At 64.3% G+C, this 17,907-nt stretch carries 20 protein-coding genes; 9 read left to right on the top strand and 11 right to left on the bottom strand.

Annotation, left to right across the window (positions count from 1 at the left end):
• Window positions 1–32 precede the first annotated feature (32 nt).
• The 3 genes from V3314_RS26200 to V3314_RS26190 are packed head-to-tail and all read left to right on the top strand — an operon-like array spanning window position 33 to window position 2,363.
• Complete coding sequence (locus V3314_RS26200; RefSeq protein ID WP_046616381.1) at window positions 33–599, top strand: YfiR family protein; 567 nt, start codon at window positions 33–35, stop codon at window positions 597–599.
• Window positions 596–1,867: a diguanylate cyclase gene (locus V3314_RS26195; RefSeq protein WP_046616380.1), complete on the top strand. Its 1,272-nt coding sequence runs from the start codon at window positions 596–598 to the stop codon at window positions 1,865–1,867. Before V3314_RS26200 ends, V3314_RS26195 begins: the two co-directional genes overlap by 4 nt.
• A 4-nt stretch (window positions 1,868–1,871) precedes the next feature.
• Window positions 1,872–2,363: an OmpA family protein gene (locus V3314_RS26190; RefSeq protein WP_046616379.1), complete on the top strand. Its 492-nt coding sequence runs from the start codon at window positions 1,872–1,874 to the stop codon at window positions 2,361–2,363.
• 189 nt (window positions 2,364–2,552) lie between these two features.
• Here V3314_RS26190 and V3314_RS26185 read toward each other — a convergent pair whose 3' ends face one another.
• Entirely contained in the window at window positions 2,553–3,503 is a 951-nt protein-coding gene (locus V3314_RS26185) for a LysR family transcriptional regulator (protein ID WP_025340665.1), read from the bottom strand.
• A 132-nt stretch (window positions 3,504–3,635) separates the two neighbouring features.
• Between V3314_RS26185 and V3314_RS26180 the strand changes: the two genes are divergently transcribed.
• Together V3314_RS26180 and mmsB are read left to right on the top strand one after the other, a co-directional pair.
• Window positions 3,636–5,162 (top strand): CoA-acylating methylmalonate-semialdehyde dehydrogenase, encoded by a 1,527-nt coding sequence (locus V3314_RS26180; protein ID WP_284386273.1) that lies wholly within the window; start codon window positions 3,636–3,638, stop codon window positions 5,160–5,162.
• A 10-nt stretch (window positions 5,163–5,172) separates the two neighbouring features.
• Window positions 5,173–6,060: a 3-hydroxyisobutyrate dehydrogenase gene (mmsB, locus tag V3314_RS26175; protein ID WP_085602276.1), complete on the top strand. Its 888-nt coding sequence runs from the start codon at window positions 5,173–5,175 to the stop codon at window positions 6,058–6,060.
• A 227-nt stretch (window positions 6,061–6,287) separates the two neighbouring features.
• Here mmsB and V3314_RS26170 read toward each other — a convergent pair whose 3' ends face one another.
• Both V3314_RS26170 and dmeF read right to left on the bottom strand, forming a co-directional pair.
• On the bottom strand, window positions 6,288–6,632 hold the full coding sequence (locus tag V3314_RS26170; protein WP_003258412.1) for a cupin domain-containing protein: 345 nt from the start codon (window positions 6,630–6,632) through the stop codon (window positions 6,288–6,290).
• A gap of 96 nt (window positions 6,633–6,728) precedes the next feature.
• A complete protein-coding gene (dmeF, locus tag V3314_RS26165; RefSeq protein ID WP_108479972.1) occupies window positions 6,729–7,664 on the bottom strand; it encodes a CDF family Co(II)/Ni(II) efflux transporter DmeF in 936 nt (311 codons plus the stop codon).
• Window positions 7,665–7,734: 70 nt separating this feature from the next.
• On the opposite strand from dmeF, the gene V3314_RS26160 reads away from it, so the two are divergent.
• Complete coding sequence (locus V3314_RS26160) at window positions 7,735–8,010, top strand: metal/formaldehyde-sensitive transcriptional repressor (RefSeq protein WP_196174089.1); 276 nt, start codon at window positions 7,735–7,737, stop codon at window positions 8,008–8,010.
• 52 nt (window positions 8,011–8,062) lie between these two features.
• On the opposite strand, the gene V3314_RS26155 is transcribed toward V3314_RS26160, so the two are convergent.
• From V3314_RS26155 to V3314_RS26125, 7 genes are all read right to left on the bottom strand, one after another.
• Window positions 8,063–8,995, bottom strand: coding sequence for a phosphatidate cytidylyltransferase (locus tag V3314_RS26155; RefSeq protein WP_015271818.1), 933 nt, complete (start codon window positions 8,993–8,995; stop codon window positions 8,063–8,065).
• A 1-nt stretch (window position 8,996) separates the two neighbouring features.
• Complete coding sequence (locus V3314_RS26150; protein WP_025340660.1) at window positions 8,997–9,620, bottom strand: lysophospholipid acyltransferase family protein; 624 nt, start codon at window positions 9,618–9,620, stop codon at window positions 8,997–8,999.
• A gap of 10 nt (window positions 9,621–9,630) precedes the next feature.
• Window positions 9,631–10,062: a hypothetical protein gene (locus V3314_RS26145; protein ID WP_046616374.1), complete on the bottom strand. Its 432-nt coding sequence runs from the start codon at window positions 10,060–10,062 to the stop codon at window positions 9,631–9,633.
• Complete coding sequence (locus V3314_RS26140) at window positions 10,059–11,393, bottom strand: phosphatase PAP2/dual specificity phosphatase family protein (RefSeq protein ID WP_046616373.1); 1,335 nt, start codon at window positions 11,391–11,393, stop codon at window positions 10,059–10,061. Before V3314_RS26140 ends, V3314_RS26145 begins: the two co-directional genes overlap by 4 nt.
• Window positions 11,394–13,148, bottom strand: coding sequence for a bifunctional alpha/beta hydrolase/class I SAM-dependent methyltransferase (locus tag V3314_RS26135; RefSeq protein WP_046616372.1), 1,755 nt, complete (start codon window positions 13,146–13,148; stop codon window positions 11,394–11,396).
• 30 nt (window positions 13,149–13,178) lie between these two features.
• Window positions 13,179–13,784, bottom strand: coding sequence for a CDP-alcohol phosphatidyltransferase family protein (locus V3314_RS26130; protein WP_108479969.1), 606 nt, complete (start codon window positions 13,782–13,784; stop codon window positions 13,179–13,181).
• A gap of 168 nt (window positions 13,785–13,952) precedes the next feature.
• Window positions 13,953–14,834, bottom strand: a complete 882-nt coding sequence (locus V3314_RS26125; protein WP_338459805.1) for a LysR substrate-binding domain-containing protein — start codon at window positions 14,832–14,834, stop codon at window positions 13,953–13,955.
• A gap of 77 nt (window positions 14,835–14,911) precedes the next feature.
• Here V3314_RS26125 and V3314_RS26120 point away from each other — a divergent pair, with 77 nt between their 5' ends.
• Complete coding sequence (locus V3314_RS26120) at window positions 14,912–15,676, top strand: sulfite exporter TauE/SafE family protein (RefSeq protein WP_046616369.1); 765 nt, start codon at window positions 14,912–14,914, stop codon at window positions 15,674–15,676.
• Here V3314_RS26120 and V3314_RS26115 read toward each other — a convergent pair.
• Window positions 15,666–15,980 carry a putative quinol monooxygenase gene (locus V3314_RS26115; RefSeq protein WP_085602320.1) on the bottom strand — a complete coding sequence of 105 codons (315 nt, stop codon included), beginning with the start codon at window positions 15,978–15,980 and terminating at the stop codon, window positions 15,666–15,668. The two genes, V3314_RS26120 and V3314_RS26115, sit on opposite strands and share 11 nt — an antisense overlap.
• Before the next feature lie 154 nt (window positions 15,981–16,134).
• On the opposite strand from V3314_RS26115, the gene V3314_RS26110 reads away from it, so the two are divergent.
• Both V3314_RS26110 and V3314_RS26105 read left to right on the top strand, forming a co-directional pair.
• Window positions 16,135–16,725, top strand: a complete 591-nt coding sequence (locus V3314_RS26110) for an NAD(P)H-dependent oxidoreductase (protein WP_046616367.1) — start codon at window positions 16,135–16,137, stop codon at window positions 16,723–16,725.
• A 183-nt stretch (window positions 16,726–16,908) separates the two neighbouring features.
• Window positions 16,909–17,805: a LysR substrate-binding domain-containing protein gene (locus V3314_RS26105; RefSeq protein WP_046616366.1), complete on the top strand. Its 897-nt coding sequence runs from the start codon at window positions 16,909–16,911 to the stop codon at window positions 17,803–17,805.
• The last annotated feature ends 102 nt before the right edge of the window (window positions 17,806–17,907 follow it).

Genomic DNA, 17,907 nt, shown 5'->3' with positions numbered 1-17,907 from the left:
GATATCGGAAAGGGCCTCAAGAGATTTTCCACATGAAAGTGGCCGCAAGGCGGGTGACGAGCTGTGTGCTTTCGCTATTGCTGGCCGCCCTGTTCCTTTCCGCAGGCCCGGCCCAGGCAGACCCCGCCATAACTGCCGCCCAGGCGCAGCAGCGTGCCAAGGCCGTCACCCAGGTGGTGCTGGGCATCTTCAGCTATGCCCGCTGGCCTGTGGAACCCTCACCGTTGCGCCTGTGCCTGGTCGGCCCTACCGAGTACGCCGATGACCTGATCAAAGGCCATGTGCAGGAGTCCGGCCGACCGCTGCAGGTGCGGCGGCTGCTGGCAGACGATAGTCAGGTCGCCCAGGCCTGCGACGCCATCTACATCGGCAAGCTCGACCAGGGCAAGCGCGACCGGTTGTTCGAGCGCGTCAGTGGCCACCCAGTGCTGAGCATCAGCGAGGCAGACGACCCGTGCACGGTCGGTAGCCTGTTCTGCTTGCGGGTCAGCGACCAGCAGGTAGCCTTTGAAGTCAACCTCGACTCGGTGGCACGCTCCGGCGTGCGCATTCACCCTAGCGTGCTGCAATTGTCGCGGCGCCGGGCGGTGCAACCATGAAACCAACCCGCAAGCGCGCCGCGCGCCCGACCCTGCGCTCGGTGCTCGGCCGTGGCCACCTCAGCGTCGCCTTGCTCGCCGTTGGCCTGGCCGGCATATCCCTGACCCTGCTGGGCGTGCTTGCCCTGCGCGTCTATGCCAATGACAACCTGCACCTGATCGCCCGCTCGATCAGCTACACCGTGGAAGCGGCGGTGGTGTTTGACGACAGCGCTGCGGCCAATGAATCGCTGGCGCTGATTGCCAGTACCGAGGAAGTGGCTGAAGCCAAGGTCTTCAACAACGAAGGTGAGCAGTTGGCGCATTGGCAGCGCAGCGATACCGGCGTGCTCGCGCGGCTGGAGGCGCAGGTGGCCACCGCCCTGCTGGATGAGCCGATCAACCTGCCGATCACGCACCAGCAACAGCAAGTCGGGCGCATCGAACTGGTTGGCCAAGGGCGTAGCCTGTTGCTGTTTCTGTTCAGCGGGCTGGCCGGCATCCTGTTCTGCACGGTGCTCAGCGCCCTGGCTGCCCAATACCTGTCGCGGCGTCTGCTCAGCGATATCGTCCGCCCGCTGCGTGGCCTGGCCAGTGTTGCCCACGCCGCCCGCCGCGAGCGCAGTTTCGACCGGCGCGTGCCGGAGGCGCCGATTGCCGAGCTCAACGAACTGGGCAATGACTTCAACGCCCTGCTGGACGAACTGGAGGTATGGCACAGCCACCTGCAGAACGAAAACCAGACCCTGGCCCACCAGGCCAGCCACGACAGCCTGACCGGCCTGCCCAACCGTGCCTTCTTCGAGGGGCGCCTGAGCCGTAGCGTGCGCAATGCCGAACGGCAGCAGGATCACCTGGCGTTGCTGTTCCTCGACAGCGACCACTTCAAACAGATCAATGACACCCTCGGCCATGCGGTGGGCGACGAAGTGCTGATAAGCGTGGCCGACCGCGTGCGTGCCCAACTGCGCGAGCACGACCTTGTGGCGCGCCTGGGTGGCGATGAGTTCGCCGTGCTGCTGACGCCTTTGCATTCGCGCCTGGACGCCGAGCACATTGCCGAGAAGATCATTGCCAGCATGAAGTTGCCGGTGCAGCTGGACAGCGGCCGCAGTATCGCCACTTCGTTGAGTGTTGGTATTGCCTATTACCCGGATGACGGCGCCGACCCCGCCAGCCTTCTGAATGCCGCCGATGCGGCGATGTACCAGGCCAAGCGCAAACGCCGTGGCCATTGGCAAGTGGCGCAGACGGAGCGGTCCGCCAGCGAAATCAAGAACAGGAGTTGAACCCGTGATACAGGCTTTGCGTTTCCCTCTTTGGGCCTTGTTGCTTGCCGTGCTGGCGCTGCCCGGCTGCCAGAGCGCTCCGCCCAAAGGCCTGACCGCCGAACAGATTGCCGTGCTCAAGCGCGAAGGCTTTACCCCGACCGACGAAGGCTGGGCCTACGATTTGTCCGGCAAGGTGCTGTTCGGCAGCGACCTGGACAGCCTCAACAGCCAGAGCCAGGCGATTGTCGAGCGTATTGGCAAGGCGCTGCTTGGCGTTGGTATCCAGGGCGTGCGGGTGGATGGGCATGCCGACGCGTCCGGCAAGGCGGCGTATAACCAGCAACTCTCCGAGCGCCGCGCGCAGAGCGTGGCCAAGGCGCTGGTCGGGGTAGGCATGCAGGCGCAGAACATCCAGAGCCGTGGGTTGGGCAGTAGTCGACCGGTGGCGGATAACCGCACCAGTGCCGGGCGTACCGAGAACCGGCGAGTGTCCATTGTGGTGGCTTCCTACTGACCACAGCCTACGGGCTATCAGATACCCCTGTGGGAGCGGGTTCACCCGCGAACACCGGCGAAGCCGGTGCCATGCACCGAGTTGTCTGCTTCGTGGTTAAACCCGCCCCCACAGGTACAGCGACAACCTCGAGATCAACGCTGCACCCGTGGGAGCTGGCTTGCCGGCGATGGGCTGCAACGCAGCCCCTTATTCCTGAGCAAACCGCATCTCTCGGGTCTCGCCCATCAACAACGGCGCATTCGCCTCCGTCACACCTCGGATGTAATCCCAAAGCAGGGTAATCCGCTTCAACTTCCTCAAATCCTCCCGGCAATACATCCAGAACTGCCGCGTCACCTCGATCTCCTCCGGCAACACCGTCACCAGCCGCGGATCCTGCGCGGCGAGGAAGCACGGCAAGATCGCCAGCCCACGCCCCTGCAACGCTGCCGTGTACTGCGCAATCACGCTGGTACTGCGCAAATGCGCGCTGGCGCTGGGGATCAGATTGGCCAGATACAGCAGCTCCGAACTGAACGCCAGGTCGTCCACGTAGCTGATGAACGGGTGCCTGGCCAGGTCCGCGATTTGGTTGATCGGTGCATGGCTGTCCAGGTACCCCTGGGTCGCGTACAGCCGCAAGCGGTAGTCGCACAGCTTGCAGCACACATAAGGCCCATGCTCCGGCCGCTCCAGGGCGATGACGATGTCCGCCTCGCGCTTGGACAGGCTGATGAAGTGCGGCAGCGGCAGGATATCCACCGAAATCGCCGGGTAGGCATCGACGAAGTGGCTTAGCTGCGGGGTGACGAAGAAGCTGCCGAAGCCTTCGGTGCAGCCCATGCGCACATGCCCCGACAACGCCACGCCCGAGCCGGACACCTGCTCGCAGGCCATGTGCAACGTACTCTCGATCGACTCGGCATAGCCCAGCAGGCGCTGGCCCTCGGCGGTGAGAACAAAGCCGTTGGTCCGGGATTTCTCGAACAGCAAGGTGCCCAGGGCCCCCTCCAGCGAGCTGATGCGCCGCGACACCGTGGTGTAGTCCACGCTCAGGCGCTTGGCCGCGCTGCTGGCCTTGCGGGTACGCGCCACTTCCAGGAAGAACTTCAGGTCGTCCCAGTTGAGCGCGCTCAGGGATGTGAGGTCTTTTTGCATGATGATCCGGTTTTTTTGTGCGTTCTTGTTGGATGTTTGCACATCTATACTCGAAACAAGCCTCAGGACGCCACCTCGCGTTTGCACGGCGCTGGCGATCTCGTCCCGACAATAATTCCAAGGAGAACGCAGATGAACGCACCGCAGTCCCCTAACCAGACCAAAATCGAACAGGTCAAGCTGCTGATCGACGGCCAATGGGTCGAGTCCAGGACCACCGAATGGCGCGACATCGTCAACCCAGCCACCCAAGAGGTACTGGCGCGCGTACCGTTCGCCACCATCGAAGAAGTCGACGCGGCCGTGGCCGCTGCCCAACGTGCCTTCCAGACCTGGCGCAACACGCCGATCGGCGCGCGCATGCGCATCATGCTCAAGCTGCAGGCGCTGATCCGCGAACACACCAAACGCATCGCCCAGGTTCTCAGTGCCGAGCAGGGCAAGACCCTGGCCGACGCCGAAGGCGATATCTTCCGCGGCCTGGAAGTGGTCGAGCATGCCGCCTCCATCGGCACCCTGCAGATGGGCGAGTTCGCCGAGAACGTCGCCGGCGGCGTCGATACCTACACCCTGCGCCAGCCGATCGGTGTATGTGCCGGCATCACTCCGTTCAACTTCCCGGCGATGATCCCGCTGTGGATGTTCCCGATGGCCATCGTCTGCGGCAACACCTTCGTGCTCAAACCGTCCGAGCAGGACCCGCTGTCGACCATGCTGCTGGTCGAGCTGGCGCTGGAAGCCGGCATACCGGCTGGCGTGCTCAACGTGGTGCACGGCGGCAAGCAAGTGGTGGATGCCATTTGCACCCACAAGGACATCAAGGCGATTTCTTTCGTCGGCTCTACCGAAGTGGGCACCCACGTGTACAACCTGGGCAGCCAGCACGGCAAGCGCGTGCAGTCGATGATGGGCGCCAAGAACCACGCGGTGGTGCTGCCCGATGCCAACCGCACGCAAACCGTCAACGCGCTGGTCGGTGCTGCCTTTGGTGCAGCAGGCCAGCGCTGCATGGCCACTTCGGTGGCAGTGCTGGTGGGCAAGGCTCGCGAATGGCTGCCAGATATCAAGGACGCGGCCAGCAAGCTGAAGGTCAATGCCGGTTGCGAGCCAGGCACCGATGTCGGCCCGGTGGTTTCCAAGCGCGCCAAGGAGCGTGTGCTGGGCCTGATCGAAAGTGGCATCAAGGAAGGCGCCAAGCTGGAGCTCGACGGCCGTGGCGTCCAGGTACCGGGCTACGAGCAAGGTAACTTCATTGGCCCGACCCTGTTCTCGGGCGTGAAGACCGACATGCAGGTTTACACCCAGGAAATCTTCGGTCCGGTGCTGGTGACCCTGGAGGTCGATACCCTCGATGAGGCCATCGCCCTGGTCAACGCCAACCCGTTCGGCAACGGCACTGGCCTGTTCACCCAGAGCGGCGCGGCAGCACGCAAGTTCCAGAGCGAAATCGACATCGGCCAGGTCGGCATCAATATCCCGATCCCGGTCCCGGTACCGTTCTTCAGCTTCACCGGTTCGCGTGGTTCCAAGCTCGGCGACCTCGGCCCGTACGGCAAGCAAGTGGTGCAGTTCTACACTCAGACCAAGACCGTCACCGCCCGCTGGTTCGATGACGACAGTGTCAACGACGGTGTGAACACCACCATCAGCCTGCGCTAAGGAGAGAGTCATGCGTATCGCATTCATCGGGCTTGGCAACATGGGCGCACCCATGGCCCGCAACCTGATCAAGGCCGGGCACCAACTGAACCTGTTCGACCTGAACAAGGCCGTGCTGGCCGAGCTTGCAGAACTGGGTGGGCAAATCAGCCCTTCGCCCAAGGACGCGGCGGCCAATAGCGAACTGGTGATCACCATGCTGCCGGCCGCTGCGCATGTGCGCAGCGTGTACCTGAGCGAGGATGGTGTGTTGGCGGGGATTCGCCCGGGCACGCCCACCGTGGATTGCAGCACCATCGACCCGCAGACTGCACGTGATGTGTCCAAGGCCGCAGCGGCCAAGGGCGTGGACATGGGCGATGCGCCAGTGTCCGGTGGCACTGGCGGCGCGGCGGCAGGCACCCTGACCTTCATGGTCGGTGCCAGCGCCGAGTTGTTCGCCACCCTCAAGCCGGTACTGGAGCAGATGGGCCGCAACATCGTGCACTGCGGTGAAGTCGGCACCGGGCAGATCGCCAAGATCTGCAACAACCTGCTGCTGGGTATCTCGATGATCGGCGTGTCCGAGGCTATGGCCCTGGGCAACGCGCTGGGCATCGATACCAAGGTGCTGGCGGGGATCATCAACAGTTCGACCGGGCGTTGCTGGAGCTCGGACACCTACAACCCGTGGCCGGGCATCATCGAGACTGCGCCCGCGTCGCGCGGGTACACCGGTGGGTTTGGCGCCGAGCTGATGCTCAAGGACCTGGGGCTGGCCACCGAGGCTGCACGCCAGGCGCATCAACCGGTGATCCTGGGGGCCGTGGCCCAGCAGCTGTACCAGGCCATGAGCCTGCGCGGCGAGGGGGGCAAGGACTTCTCGGCAATCGTCGAGGGTTACCGCAAGAAGGATTGACGAGCGAGGACTTCATCGCGGGCCAGGCGGCCTTCCTCTGTAACTGCGCACCAGAGGGAAGGGCGTCTGATCCGCGATTTTTTTTGCCCGGATGCCGGGCTCGGATCAGCTCGTAGGAGCAGCCTTGTGCTGCGAAGAGGCCTGATCCGGCCCTGCACATGTGTCGCCATGACTGGCCTCTTCGCAGCACAAGGCTGCTCCTACAGGGCTATGTGTGGTTTGTGGAATCAGGCAAAGACAAAGTACTTACGCACGGTCTCGACCACTTCCCAGGTGCCTTTCATCCCTGGTTCGATCACGAACACATCACCCGCTTTAAGATGCTTCGGCTCTTCGCCTTCCGGGGTGATGATGCAGTAGCCATCGAGGAAGTGGCAGAACTCCCACTTCTCGTAATTGACCTCGAACTTGCCCGGGGTGCAGATCCAGGTGCCCATGATCTTGCTGCCATCGGCCGACAGGTAGGCGTTGAGGTTGACGGTGTGCGGATCGCCGCCGATGCGCTTCCACTTGGTGGCGTCCACGACCGGCGTCGGGCAGGTTTCGCGCAGGACGGTGATGAAATCGGACATGGCACAACTCCTGGTGACTGGCTGAATGACTCATCACCATAGGGCCATTGGCCGAGCCGCAGTTGCCTGGGCTCGACGTCCAGCTGTCTGGTCGCGCTATGCCAGGCGGTTGACCTCGACGGTGATGTGCGCCAGTTCCTCGTGTACGCCCAACGCTTTGCGCACGCTGTCGGCGCTGAGTTCGGCCCGGGCGGCCAGGCCGAGAATGCAGGCGTATTGGTCCTTGCCCACGCGCCACACGTGCAGGTCGGTGATGCAGGTCGGCACCGGCAGTTGCGCAACCACCTCGCGGATTTCTTCCACGACCGGCGCGTCCATCTCTGCATCCAGCAGGACCCGCCCGGTATCGCGCAGCAGCCCGCGGGCCCACAACGCCACCAGCAGCGCACCGACCAGGCCCATGACCGGGTCGAGCCAGCCTGCGCCCCAGTACTTGCCTGCCAGCAGGGCGACGATAGCCAGCACCGAAGTCGCGGCGTCGGCCATCACGTGCAGGTAGGCCGAGCGCAGGTTCAGGTCGTGGTGGTGGTGGCCGTGGTCATGGTGATGGTCGTGGCCATGGTGGTGATGATCGTGATGGTCGTCACGCAGCAGCCAGGCGCAGATCAGGTTGACGGCCAGGCCCACTGCGGCGATGAAGATCGCCTCGTCATAGTGGATCGGCCCCGGTGCCAGCAGGCGCTCCACCGACTGGAATGCCATCAGCCCGGCCACGCCCAGCAACAGAAGGGCGCTGGAGTAGCCGCCGAGAATCTCGATCTTCCAGGTGCCGAAGGCAAAGCGCCGGTCGCCGGCATAGCGCCGTGCGGCGGCGTAGGCCAGCAGCGACAGGCCCAGGGCCAGGGCGTGGGAGCTCATGTGCCAGCCGTCGGCCAGCAATGCCATGGAATTGAAGAACCATCCCCCGGTAATTTCCGCCACCATCATCACGGCTGTCAGCCACACGGCCAAGCGCGTCCTGCGCTCGGCGCCCAGGTTGCTGGTATGGAACTGGTGGCTGTGCTGCCAGCGGTCTGAGGTTTGTGTCGCCATGGTTTATCATGCTCCCGGAACATCGAGAAATATACTATACCCCAGTATACCTAGCATGGTGTGAAACCCAATGGCACATACTCTGAAGAGCAAGAAGCAGCTGCTGAACCGGGTGCGCAAGATCAAAGGCCAGGCCGCCGCCCTGGAGACAGCGCTGGAGCAGGACAAGGACTGCCTGGCTATCCTGCAGCAGATCGCCGCCGTGCGCGGTGCGGTGAACGGGCTCATGGCCGAAGTGATGGAAGGGCATATCCGCGAACACCTGGTGGCGGACGGGCTGAGTGCCGAGGAGCGGCAGGACGAGGCGGACAAGGTGGCGACGTTGCTACGGTCTTACCTCAAGTAGCAGGCCGGCGGCACCGATACCCTAGGGGGGTAAAGTTCAAGGCGAACACGTTCTACGCCCACCAATACCGCACAAAGTGGAAGAACACCGGCGCGGCAAAGCACACCGAATCCATGCGGTCGAGCATACCGCCGTGGCCTTCGATCATGTGCCCCCAGTCCTTCACCCCACGGTCGCGCTTGATCGCCGACATCACCAGCCCGCCGAAGAAGCCCATGGCGTTCACCGCCAACGCCATCAGCGCGGCCTGCCAGAAGGTGAACGGGGTGATCCAGCACAGCAGGGCGCCGATCAGGGTGGCCAGTGCCACTCCGCCGGCGAGGCCTTCGACGGTCTTGGATGGCGACAGGTTGGGCGCTACCTTGTGCTTGCCGAACAGCTTGCCGCACACGTACTGCAGCACGTCGCTGATCTGCACCACCAGGATCAGCCAGGCAATCAGCAGCAGGTTGCGGCCCTCGTAACCCGGGATGTCCAGGGTCATCAATGCCGGTACCGACGACACGCAGTACACCGCGATCATCAGCCCCCACTGCACCTTCGAGGCGCGCTCGAGAAAGCGCGTGGTGTCACCGCCGAAGCTGGCCAGGATCGGCAGTAACAGGAACAGGTACACCGGGATGAAGATGCTGAACAGCCCGTACCAGTCCATGGCGATCAGCACGTACTGCACCGGCAGCGCCACATAGAACGCCGCCACCAGCGCCGGGTAGTCGCTGCGCCGGGTCGGGGTGAGCGTCATGAACTCGCGCAAGGCATAGAACGATACGCCGTAGAACAGCACGATCACGCCGTACTTGCCGAACAGGAAGGCGATGCCGATCACCAGCACCATCACCCACCAGGCGTTGATGCGGGCGTTGAGGTTGTCGATCACCGCGTGCGGTGCCGGGCCGGCGCGCCATTTGAGCAGGCGGCCGATCACGCTGGCGAGCAGCAGCAGGGCGCCGATGCCGGCGAACAGGGAAAGGGTGTTGTCATCCATCTCAGGCATCCTTGGGGGCCAGGTTCAGCAGGGCCTGGCTGGCCCGCTCGAGAAAGGCTTGCTTGCTTTCATCCGCCTGCAGGTGCAGCGGCTCGCCAAAGCTCAATGTGCACAACAACGGCAATGGCAAGGCACGACCCTTGGGCATTACCCGGTTGAGGTTGGCGATCCATACCGGCACCAGTTCGACTTCTGGGTTGGCTGCTGCCAGGTGGTAGAGCCCACTCCTGAACGGCATCAGCGGCTCGTCGCCGAGATTGCGAGTGCCCTCCGGGAAGAAGATCAGCGAGTCGCCCTGGGCCACGGCTTCGAGGATCGGTTGCAGCGGGCTGCCCTGGCCGGCGCTGTGTTGTCGGTTGATCAGCACTCCATTGAAGACCTTGCGGATGAGAAAGTCGCGAATACCCGGCTTGGCCCAGTAGTCGGCGCCGGCTACCGGACGGGTACGCTTGCGCAGCGGTTGCGGCAGCGAGGCCCACAGCAGTACGAAGTCGCCATGGCTGCTGTGGTTGGCGAAATACAGGCGCTGCACCGGCAGCGGCGTGCAGCCCAGCCACAGGGCGCGGGCGCCGGTGATCAGGCGGGCGGCGGAAGTGATGAGGTAGGCGGTCAGGTTGGCGAGCATGGATCGGTAGTCATCCCTTCAAAGGCAGTGTCAGCAGGGTAGCCAGGGCCAGCGACAGCTGCAGGCCCAGGCAAACTGCCTGACGGCGCAACAGGGCCAGGGCGGCCTGACTGCGGGCAGGCCAGGCGCGGGAGTCAGCGGCCTGCGGTTTGAGATTCAGCTCGTACAAGGCTCGGTCTAGGGCCAAGGTGTCCGCCGCCAGGTCGCGGCTGGCGGCGAGATGGGCGAACAGTTGGGCATCGATGGCCACACGGATGGCCCAGTACTTGTGCAGCACGCCCAGTACCAGCAGCGCAATGCACAGCAGGCTGGCCAGCGGTAGTAGTCGCACACCCAGCAAGGGTGCCAGGCCGTAGGCCAGGGCCAGCAGGGTGAGGCCGTCCGACAGGCGTTCCAGTTGTTTGCCACGGCCCAGCAGGCTGGCCACCACGTACAGCGTCATGGTTGTGTCCCTAGCTGTTGCAAGGCCTGGCGGTGTGCGCTGCGCAGGACCACGCCGGGGCGGGCCTTGCGGATCAGCGCCTCGGCCTGGCGAGCATCGGTGCAGCGGCCCGTGAGCACCAGCCAGGCGGCCACAGCGCTGGCACTGCGCGAATAGCCCAGGGCGCAACAGACCAGCACCGGGCCTTGGGAGCGCAGGCGTTCGATGGCGATGGCGGCCTGGTGCAGCAATGGGCTTTCCGGGGCGATCAGGTCCAGGGTAGGAAAACATGCGTAGCCAATGGCGGCCGCGACCTGTGCGGGAGCGGCGCTGTTCTGAACATGACACGGTAGCTCAGCGCACAAATCGACCACCCCAGCGAACTGCGCGCCATGCCCTGGAACGCGCCCAAGGTACACGCCATCACACACTTCATCGGCCTGCGGGTGCCGCCAGGTCCACAACCGCGAGTTGGCCCACGCCCCAATCAGGTACGGTGCCAGCAGCCAGCTGGCTGCATTCGACAAGCGCCCATCGGCGCCTTTCTGAAACCCGCCTGCGCCGAGCACGCCATAGTTCAGCGCCACCAAAGCCAGCGACACGGCCGGCCAGGTCAACCACAGCCAGGCGCCGCCCAGCGTAACGGCAGGCACTGCGCACAGCAGCCCACCCACTGTATAGAACAACGCCAACCGCCAGCGCTTGGCATCCCGCGCAAGGTGCACCTGCTGCCAGGGCAGTTGCCCCCGATATGGCCACAACCAGACGCAGACGAACCCCACCAATGCCCCTGTCGGCACATCGATGAAATGGTGCTGCCAGGTGGTCAGCACCGACACCCCGATCAGTGCCATCCAGCCGTGCATCAGCCAACGCCAGGGCTGGCGCTGCACGTGCCGGGCAAACATCGTCCATATGATCACCAGCAGGGCAATATGCAGCGAAGGCGCCTGGTTGAACGGCTTGTCGAAGCCCATCAGCACATCGAACATCCAGCCGAACACCCCGCCCAGTTCCGGCCGCTCGAAGGTGAAGCGCAGCGGCCAGAGCAGGAAGCAGCTGACGCTGATCAGCTGCGCGCAGAGCAGCGCCAGCGCGTGCCGGTCCATTTCCTGGCGCGTGCGCGGCAGCAGGAAGGACAAGCCGTAGAGCAGGTCGATCGACCAGTACGGGATGATCGTCCACGGCCACAGCGGCATGCGGCTTTCCCAGCCGAACACCAGGCTGCCGACATCGCTGCGCCCGGCCGTGTAGTTGTTCGCCAGCCCGTAACTGAGGAAAAACAGCGGCCCCAGCAGCAGAAGCCAGAATACGCCCCGACGGATCAGCCCGGGTTCGCGTGATGGGCTCATTCAGCGCACCCGTTGTGCCAGGCTGACGCTGAAAATGCCCCATTCATCGATGCGCTGGGCCAGCTTGCGGAACCCCGCCGCTTCTACCAGCTGGTCCATTTCGGCCTGGCTGCGGCGGCGCATCACCCAGGCCTCGCCGCCGCGGTGGCTGGTGAGGGCGCGGGCGATCATTTCCAGTTGCGGGTGCCACGGCTGGCCGGTGTAGACCAGGTAACCGCCATCTTCCAGCGCATCGGCCAGGCCGGCCAGCGAGTTGCCTACCAACTGGTTGCTGGCGAACAGTTCGTACAGGCCGGAGACCACGGCCAGGGTCGGCGGTTGTTCCAAGGTGGCCAGGCTCTTGCGGTCGAAGGCATCGCCCTGGACGAAGCGGGCGATGTCGGCCAGGCCCTTTTCGGCAATCAGTGCGCTGCCTTGCTGCACGTTCAGGTCGCTGTAGTCGCGCAGCAGGATCGAGTCCGGCAGTTGTTCGAGTTCCTGCAGGGCCTCGAGGATGTAGCGGCCATGGCCGGCGGCGATATCGACGATGTGCACCGGCCGCTGCTGTTCGCGCAGGCGGGCGATTGCCAGGCGCAGCAGTTCCTCTACGTGCAGCTTGCGTTGGCGGATGCCGCGCCAGCCGATCGCGCCAAGGTAGTTCTGGTCGACCAGGCGGCCGAGCTTGCCTTTGCCGGTCGGCCGGTTGCGATACACGTAGTCCAGGGTACTGCCCGAATCGAAACCGGTATCGAAACCCAGCTTCACACCTTCGGACAGCCCCTTGCCCAGGCGCAGCCCGGCGCGGGTAGCGCGCCAGTAAAGGTCGCGGGGCGAGTTGCGCGGCAGCGGTGCGGCCAGGCTTTCGGCCTCGGCGCAGCTGGCGCCGGTCCTGTCGGCATCGAGCAGCGACGGCAGGGAGGCGGGGCTGGCGAAGCAATGTTCGACGAACCGCTCGATACGCCGCAAGGCATGGGCTCGATCACGCTCGCCAAGGGTGTCGTGGAAGAAGCCTGGCAGGATGTGCATTTCCTTGCGCGTACTGCCCAGGCGTTCGAAGAAGCGTTCCTGCGGCTGGCGTTCGACCACGAAGTCGGCACCGGACACCAACAGTTGGGTCGGCAGCTGGATGGCCTGGGCATCCGCCACTACCCGGTCGGCGGCTTCGTACAGGCCGAGCAGCATGGTTACCGAAATCGGCCGGCTGATCAGCGGGTCGGCCACATACGACATGACCCGTTCGGGGTCGTGGGTGAGCAGGCGAGGCTTTACGTAGCTGTTGACGAAGAAGTTGCCGCGCAGGCCCTTCAGCAGTTTCAGGCCGGGGCGGGCGAACGGCACGTACAGTTTGACCTTGAACGCTGGCGAGGCCAGCACCAGGCAGCGCACCTTCGGCGCGTAGTCGTGGGCCCAGGTGGCGACCAGCACGGCCCCGACGCTCTGCGCCAGCACCACCAGGTCCTGTTCGGCAATGCCGTGGTGGGCCTGGATGTGCTCGATGAAGGTCTGCACATCGCGTACGCTGGTGGCGAACCCCGGGCTGTCGCCGCGCGCGCCCGGCGACTGGCCGTGGCCCCGGGCATCCCAGGCGAAGAAATCGTAGCCCGGCATGTCCAGCTCATCGGCCAGGTGGGCCATGCGCCCGCCGTGTTCGTGGCCGCGGTGGAACATCACCACGGCCCGGCGTGGCTGGTATTGGTTACGGGTGGCAGGCCAGTGACGGTAGTGCAGCTCGACGCCGTCATGGGTGGAGAAGTGCAGTGCTTGCGCTTGGCGCATGGTCGACATCCTTTTACGACGGCAGTGGGCTCAGCGGGCTTCGGCCAGCCCCTGACGAACCCGGTTGTAGAGGGTATAGAGCGAGAGTGCGAGGATGACCAGCAACAAGCCGTTGATCCAGGCGCCGTTCAGCAGGCCAAAGGCGACACCGGTACCTAGCACGCCGAAGGCGAAGGCCCGGTCGCTCTTGCCCATTGGGCCGTCGTAACGCCGTGAGGCGCCGGCCAGCGGGCCCATGACACCGGCGTATTCGCTGAAAGTGGCGCTGAGCACCACGAGTACGACCAAGGTTGGCGACACACCGGCCAGCAGGGCGAAGGGCAGGTATAGCGCGGCATCGGCGATCACGTCGCACAGTTCGTTGAGGTACGCGCCCAGGGTGGATTGCTGGCCGAACTCCCGGGCGAGCATGCCGTCAACCGCGTTCAGTGCCATGCGCAGCAGCATCCAGACCGGCACCAGAATGAACAGCCAGGTGAGATGGGGCAGGGCAGCCAGCAGCAGGCCCAGCAGGATTGACAGCAGGGCGGCGGCGATGGTGACCTGGTTGGCGGTGACACCGCGGTCATAGAGGCGCTGGACAGCAGGACGGAGCATGGCCTGGAAGCGCGGTTTGAGCTGGTAGATCGATGCCACTGGAAGGTCCTTTTCGGTGGGTCGTTACGGCGCCATTGTGTGTGAGCCTTCTTCGCGGGTAAACCCGCTCCCACAGCTATAGCTATAGCGTCCATCCGAGAGATACTACACATCCTGTGGGAGCGGGTTCACCCGCGAACACGGGCGAAGCCCGTGCCATCCACGCCGTCAGCAGGTCAGGGTGGTCACCAACCCTGCGGCATACCCCGGCAATGCCGCAAAGTCGCGCGCGCATACCAGCAACTGGCGATTGGCCCATGGTTCCGTCAGGGCCACCCAGTGCAACGGCAACACCCCTTGCCAACGCTTCACTGCAGCCAGCGGCACAATCCCCACTCCGGCTCCGCCCGCAACCATGCGGATCACGCCATCGAACCCTTCGGCACGCACTCGAACCCGCATGCGCCGCCCCTCGCCCAGCGCCTGCTCTTCCAGGTACAACGCCAGTGCACTGCCAGCCCCCAGGCCGACATAGCCATGGGCCAGGCTATCGATGAAGCTCGGCGCGACCTCGTTGGCCAGCGGGTGGCGCTGCGGCGTTACCAGCACCAGCGGGTCTTCGCGAAACGGCCGGGTCTGCAGGTGCGCGCTGGGTGCGGCGGTCGAAACGATGCCCAGGTCTGCCATGCCCTGGGTAATCGACTGCACGATGCGCAGGCTCGGCAACTCCTGCACATCCACGCTGACCCCAGGGTTTGCAGCCAGGTAGCCGGCCAGCAGTTCCGGCAGGTACTCCGTGAGCGCCGCCGTGTTGCACAGCAGGCGCACCTGGCCTTGCTGCCCTTGCGCGTACTGGCTCAGGTCGAACTGCAGGCGTTCGACCTGCTGCGTTATCAGCCGGGCATGCTGTAGCAGTGCCTGGCCGGCCGCGGTTGGCTGCACGCCACGGCGGTTGCGTTCCAGCAAAGGGATGCCCAGCGATGCCTCCATGGCGCGGATGCGTGCACTGGCTGCTGCCAGCGACAGATGGCTGCGGCCGGCACCGGCGGTGATGTTGCCGCACTCCAGGGTGTGCTGGAAAAGCCTGAGGTCGATCAGGTCGAAATGCATGTGGCTCTGTCCTGGCAAGAGTCTGGCTGAGTATATGGCAGATTTTCAGCCCGGCCGGCGCACGCCATCATCGGCCCATGGATACCTTGCTCGGTTTTTACCAGAACATTGGCCCAGCGCTGTCGCTGCTGGTGATACTGACCTTCCTGCTGGCCGGTGCGGTGAAGGGGGTGATCGGCCTAGGCCTGCCGACCATCGCCATGGGCCTGCTGGGCCTGGCTATGTCACCGGCGCAGGCTGCGGCATTGCTGATCGTGCCTTCGACCCTCACGAACTTGTGGCAGCTGGCCAGTGGTGGGCACCTGCGGGGCTTGCTGGTGCGCCTGTGGCCAATGCTGGTGTTGATTTTCGTTGGCACCTTGCTGGGCAGCGCCTGGCTGGGGATCGACAGCGGCCCTTGGGCCGTGCATGCACTGGGCGCGGCCTTGGTGCTGTATGCGCTGTACGGGCTGGTCGGCCCGGGCTTGCGCCTGGCGCCGGGGCGGGAGCGTTGGCTGGGGCCGCTTTGCGGGCTGGTTACGGGCGTGATCACGGCTGCGACCGGGGTATTCGTGATACCGGCGGTGCCCTACCTGCAGAGCCTGGGGTTGAGCCGGGAACAGATGATCCAGGCCCTGGGCCTGTCGTTCACGGTTTCGACCCTGGCCTTGGCCGTTGGCCTGGCCGGGCAGGATGCCCTGGGTGGCCAGGCACTGGGTGCCTCGCTGCTGATGCTGGCGCCGGCCTTGCTCGGCATGCTGGCTGGCCAGTGGCTGCGTCAGCGCATCAGCGCGCTGCTGTTCAAGCGCTGCTTCTTCATCGGCCTTGCCGCACTCGGCGGCCATCTGCTGATCAGCGGTTAGCGCTTGATGCACTGAGCATGTCGATCATCTGGATGTCGAAATCGCGTTCCAGGTAGTCCATGCGTTTTTCGAAGAACTCGGTCATGTGCGGCAGGGCCGAATGCACATCCAGCGCGGCCTTGTCGGCCCAGACCTCGAAGAACACGAACAGGCTCGGGTCCTGCTTGTCGCGCAGCATGTGGTACTCGATGCAGCCCGGTTCCTGGCGGCTTGGCTCGACGTAGGCGCGGAACAGGGTTTCGAACGCTTCGGCCATTTCCGGGCGAGTCTTGGCTTTGAGGATGAAGGCGTACTGCTCACTCATGGGTCGCTACTCGTTGATGGGAGGTGACGCGATTCTAAAGCAAAAATGTATTGTTAATTCGTGACTTCAGGGCAATTGTATTTTGCCCATGCATTACTGTATCCCGCGCCCGCGAGCCTCTAATCTGCCGGCCTGAATTTTCCGCGAGGCCCGCATGAAGAAGATCCTTTTGCTCAACGGTGGTAAACAGTTCGCTCACTCTGACGGTCGCCTCAACGCGACCTTGCACGAAGCGGCCATCGCTCACCTGGACCGGGCCGGTTTCGATGTGCGCCAGACTTTCATCGACGGTGGTTACGACGCCCAGGAAGAGGTGGAGAAGTTCCTCTGGGCTGATGTGGTGATCTACCAGATGCCCGGCTGGTGGATGGGCGCGCCATGGACCGTGAAGAAGTACATCGATGAGGTATTCACCGCAGGCCACGGCAGCCTGTATGCCAACGACGGCCGTACCCGTGCGGACCACTCGCAAAAGTATGGCAGCGGTGGCCTGGTGCACGGCAAGCAGTACATGCTTTCGCTGACCTGGAATGCACCGCAGCAGGCATTCGACGACCCGAGCGATTTCTTCGAGGGCAAGGGGGTGGATGCGGTGTACTTCCCGTTCCACAAGGCCAACCAGTTCCTTGGCATGACCGGGCTGCCGACCTTTTTGGCGGTGGATGTGATGAAACGGCCGGATGTGCCGACTGCCTTGGCGGCCTATGAGGCGCACCTGGACAAGGTATTCGGCAAGGCACGGTAAGGTTCTACCTGTGCCGGCCTCTTCGCGGGTAAACCCGCTGCCACAGGTACTCCACAGTCTTTGAGAACCGTGCAGCACTTGTGGGAGCGGGTTCCCCCGCGAAGAGGCCCGTACAGGCACCGCTGGACTTGGCCTCGACAAGCGGCTATCTAATCCCTGCAGAGACCAACCACAGGCGCAGATGTGAAAACCCGATCCGAAGAACTCCAGGTATTCGTTGCCGTCATCGACAGCGGCTCGATTTCCGCCGCTGCCGAGCAGATAGGCCAGACCCCGTCCGCCGTCAGCCGTACCCTGTCGCGCCTCGAAGGCAAGCTGGGCACCACGCTGGTCAACCGCACCACCCGGCGCATGGACCTGACCGAGGAAGGCCGCTTCTTCCTCGAACGCGCGCGGCTGATCCTGGAGCAGATGGACGAGATGGAAGAGCGCCTGTCCATGAATCGCCAGACCCCTACCGGGCGCCTGCGCATCAACGCCGCTGCACCGTTCATGCTGCATGCCATCCTGCCGTGGATCGGCGAGTTTCGCCGCCAATACCCTGGCATCGAACTGGAACTCAATACCGACGACCTGATCATCGACCTGCTGGAGCAGAGCACCGATGTGGCGATCCGCATCGGCGAACTGGCCGACTCCAGCCTGCACGCGCGCAGCCTTGGGTGCAGCCCGGTACAAGTGCTGGCCAGCCCGGCCTACCTCGAGCAGCACGGCACGCCGCAGCGGGTCGAGGACCTGGCCAGCCACTGCCTGCTCGGCTTCAGCCAGCCCGAATCGCTCAACCAATGGCCACTGCGCCATGCCCAGGGTGACCGCTGGAGCATCCGCCCGGCGCTGATCGCCTCCAGTGGCGAGACCCTGCGCCAACTGGCGTTGGCCGGCGAGGGCATCGTCAGCCTGTCGCACTTCATGACCCACGAGGACATCCGCACCGGGCGCCTGCAAGTGCTGCTGAGCGAAGCCAACAACGGCTACCGCCAGCCGATCCATGCGGTGTACTACCGCAACACCCAGCTGGCGCTGCGTATCCAGTGCTTCCTCGATTTCATCCAGCGCAAGTTGGCAATGTACGCCAGCTGAGTTGCCTGAACGCGACAGATCCTGTCCACAGGCGGCGAAACTTCCTGCGGTTGATTGCACAGTCGAAGCGCTTCGGCCTTACTGACTGCTCAACAAAAACAA

Origin of the sequence: Pseudomonas sp. TE3-3-F2023 (genome assembly GCF_036784815.1) — a bacterium.
In the GTDB taxonomy this organism is placed as follows: Bacteria; Pseudomonadota; Gammaproteobacteria; order Pseudomonadales; family Pseudomonadaceae; genus Aquipseudomonas; species Aquipseudomonas pudica.
This window is presented reverse-complemented; position numbering and strand designations above follow the sequence as displayed.

What these genes read in the sequence shown, in the direction of transcription:
- V3314_RS26155 (WP_015271818.1), bottom strand. Translation starts at nt 8,995, where the DNA reads ATGGATGACAACACCCTTTCCCTGTTCGCCGGCATCGGCGCCCTGCTG.
- V3314_RS26135 (WP_046616372.1), bottom strand. Translation starts at nt 13,148, where the DNA reads ATGCGCCAAGCGCAAGCACTGCACTTCTCCACCCATGACGGCGTCGAG.
- mmsB (WP_085602276.1), top strand. Translation starts at nt 5,173, where the DNA reads ATGCGTATCGCATTCATCGGGCTTGGCAACATGGGCGCACCCATGGCC.
- V3314_RS26185 (WP_025340665.1), bottom strand. Translation starts at nt 3,503, where the DNA reads ATGCAAAAAGACCTCACATCCCTGAGCGCGCTCAACTGGGACGACCTG.
- V3314_RS26120 (WP_046616369.1), top strand. Translation starts at nt 14,912, where the DNA reads ATGGATACCTTGCTCGGTTTTTACCAGAACATTGGCCCAGCGCTGTCG.
- V3314_RS26140 (WP_046616373.1), bottom strand. Translation starts at nt 11,393, where the DNA reads ATGAGCCCATCACGCGAACCCGGGCTGATCCGTCGGGGCGTATTCTGG.
- V3314_RS26150 (WP_025340660.1), bottom strand. Translation starts at nt 9,620, where the DNA reads ATGCTCGCCAACCTGACCGCCTACCTCATCACTTCCGCCGCCCGCCTG.
- V3314_RS26200 (WP_046616381.1), top strand. Translation starts at nt 33, where the DNA reads ATGAAAGTGGCCGCAAGGCGGGTGACGAGCTGTGTGCTTTCGCTATTG.
- dmeF (WP_108479972.1), bottom strand. Translation starts at nt 7,664, where the DNA reads ATGGCGACACAAACCTCAGACCGCTGGCAGCACAGCCACCAGTTCCAT.
- V3314_RS26115 (WP_085602320.1), bottom strand. Translation starts at nt 15,980, where the DNA reads ATGAGTGAGCAGTACGCCTTCATCCTCAAAGCCAAGACTCGCCCGGAA.
- V3314_RS26195 (WP_046616380.1), top strand. Translation starts at nt 596, where the DNA reads ATGAAACCAACCCGCAAGCGCGCCGCGCGCCCGACCCTGCGCTCGGTG.
- V3314_RS26170 (WP_003258412.1), bottom strand. Translation starts at nt 6,632, where the DNA reads ATGTCCGATTTCATCACCGTCCTGCGCGAAACCTGCCCGACGCCGGTC.
- V3314_RS26180 (WP_284386273.1), top strand. Translation starts at nt 3,636, where the DNA reads ATGAACGCACCGCAGTCCCCTAACCAGACCAAAATCGAACAGGTCAAG.
- V3314_RS26125 (WP_338459805.1), bottom strand. Translation starts at nt 14,834, where the DNA reads ATGCATTTCGACCTGATCGACCTCAGGCTTTTCCAGCACACCCTGGAG.
- V3314_RS26110 (WP_046616367.1), top strand. Translation starts at nt 16,135, where the DNA reads ATGAAGAAGATCCTTTTGCTCAACGGTGGTAAACAGTTCGCTCACTCT.
- V3314_RS26160 (WP_196174089.1), top strand. Translation starts at nt 7,735, where the DNA reads ATGGCACATACTCTGAAGAGCAAGAAGCAGCTGCTGAACCGGGTGCGC.
- V3314_RS26145 (WP_046616374.1), bottom strand. Translation starts at nt 10,062, where the DNA reads ATGACGCTGTACGTGGTGGCCAGCCTGCTGGGCCGTGGCAAACAACTG.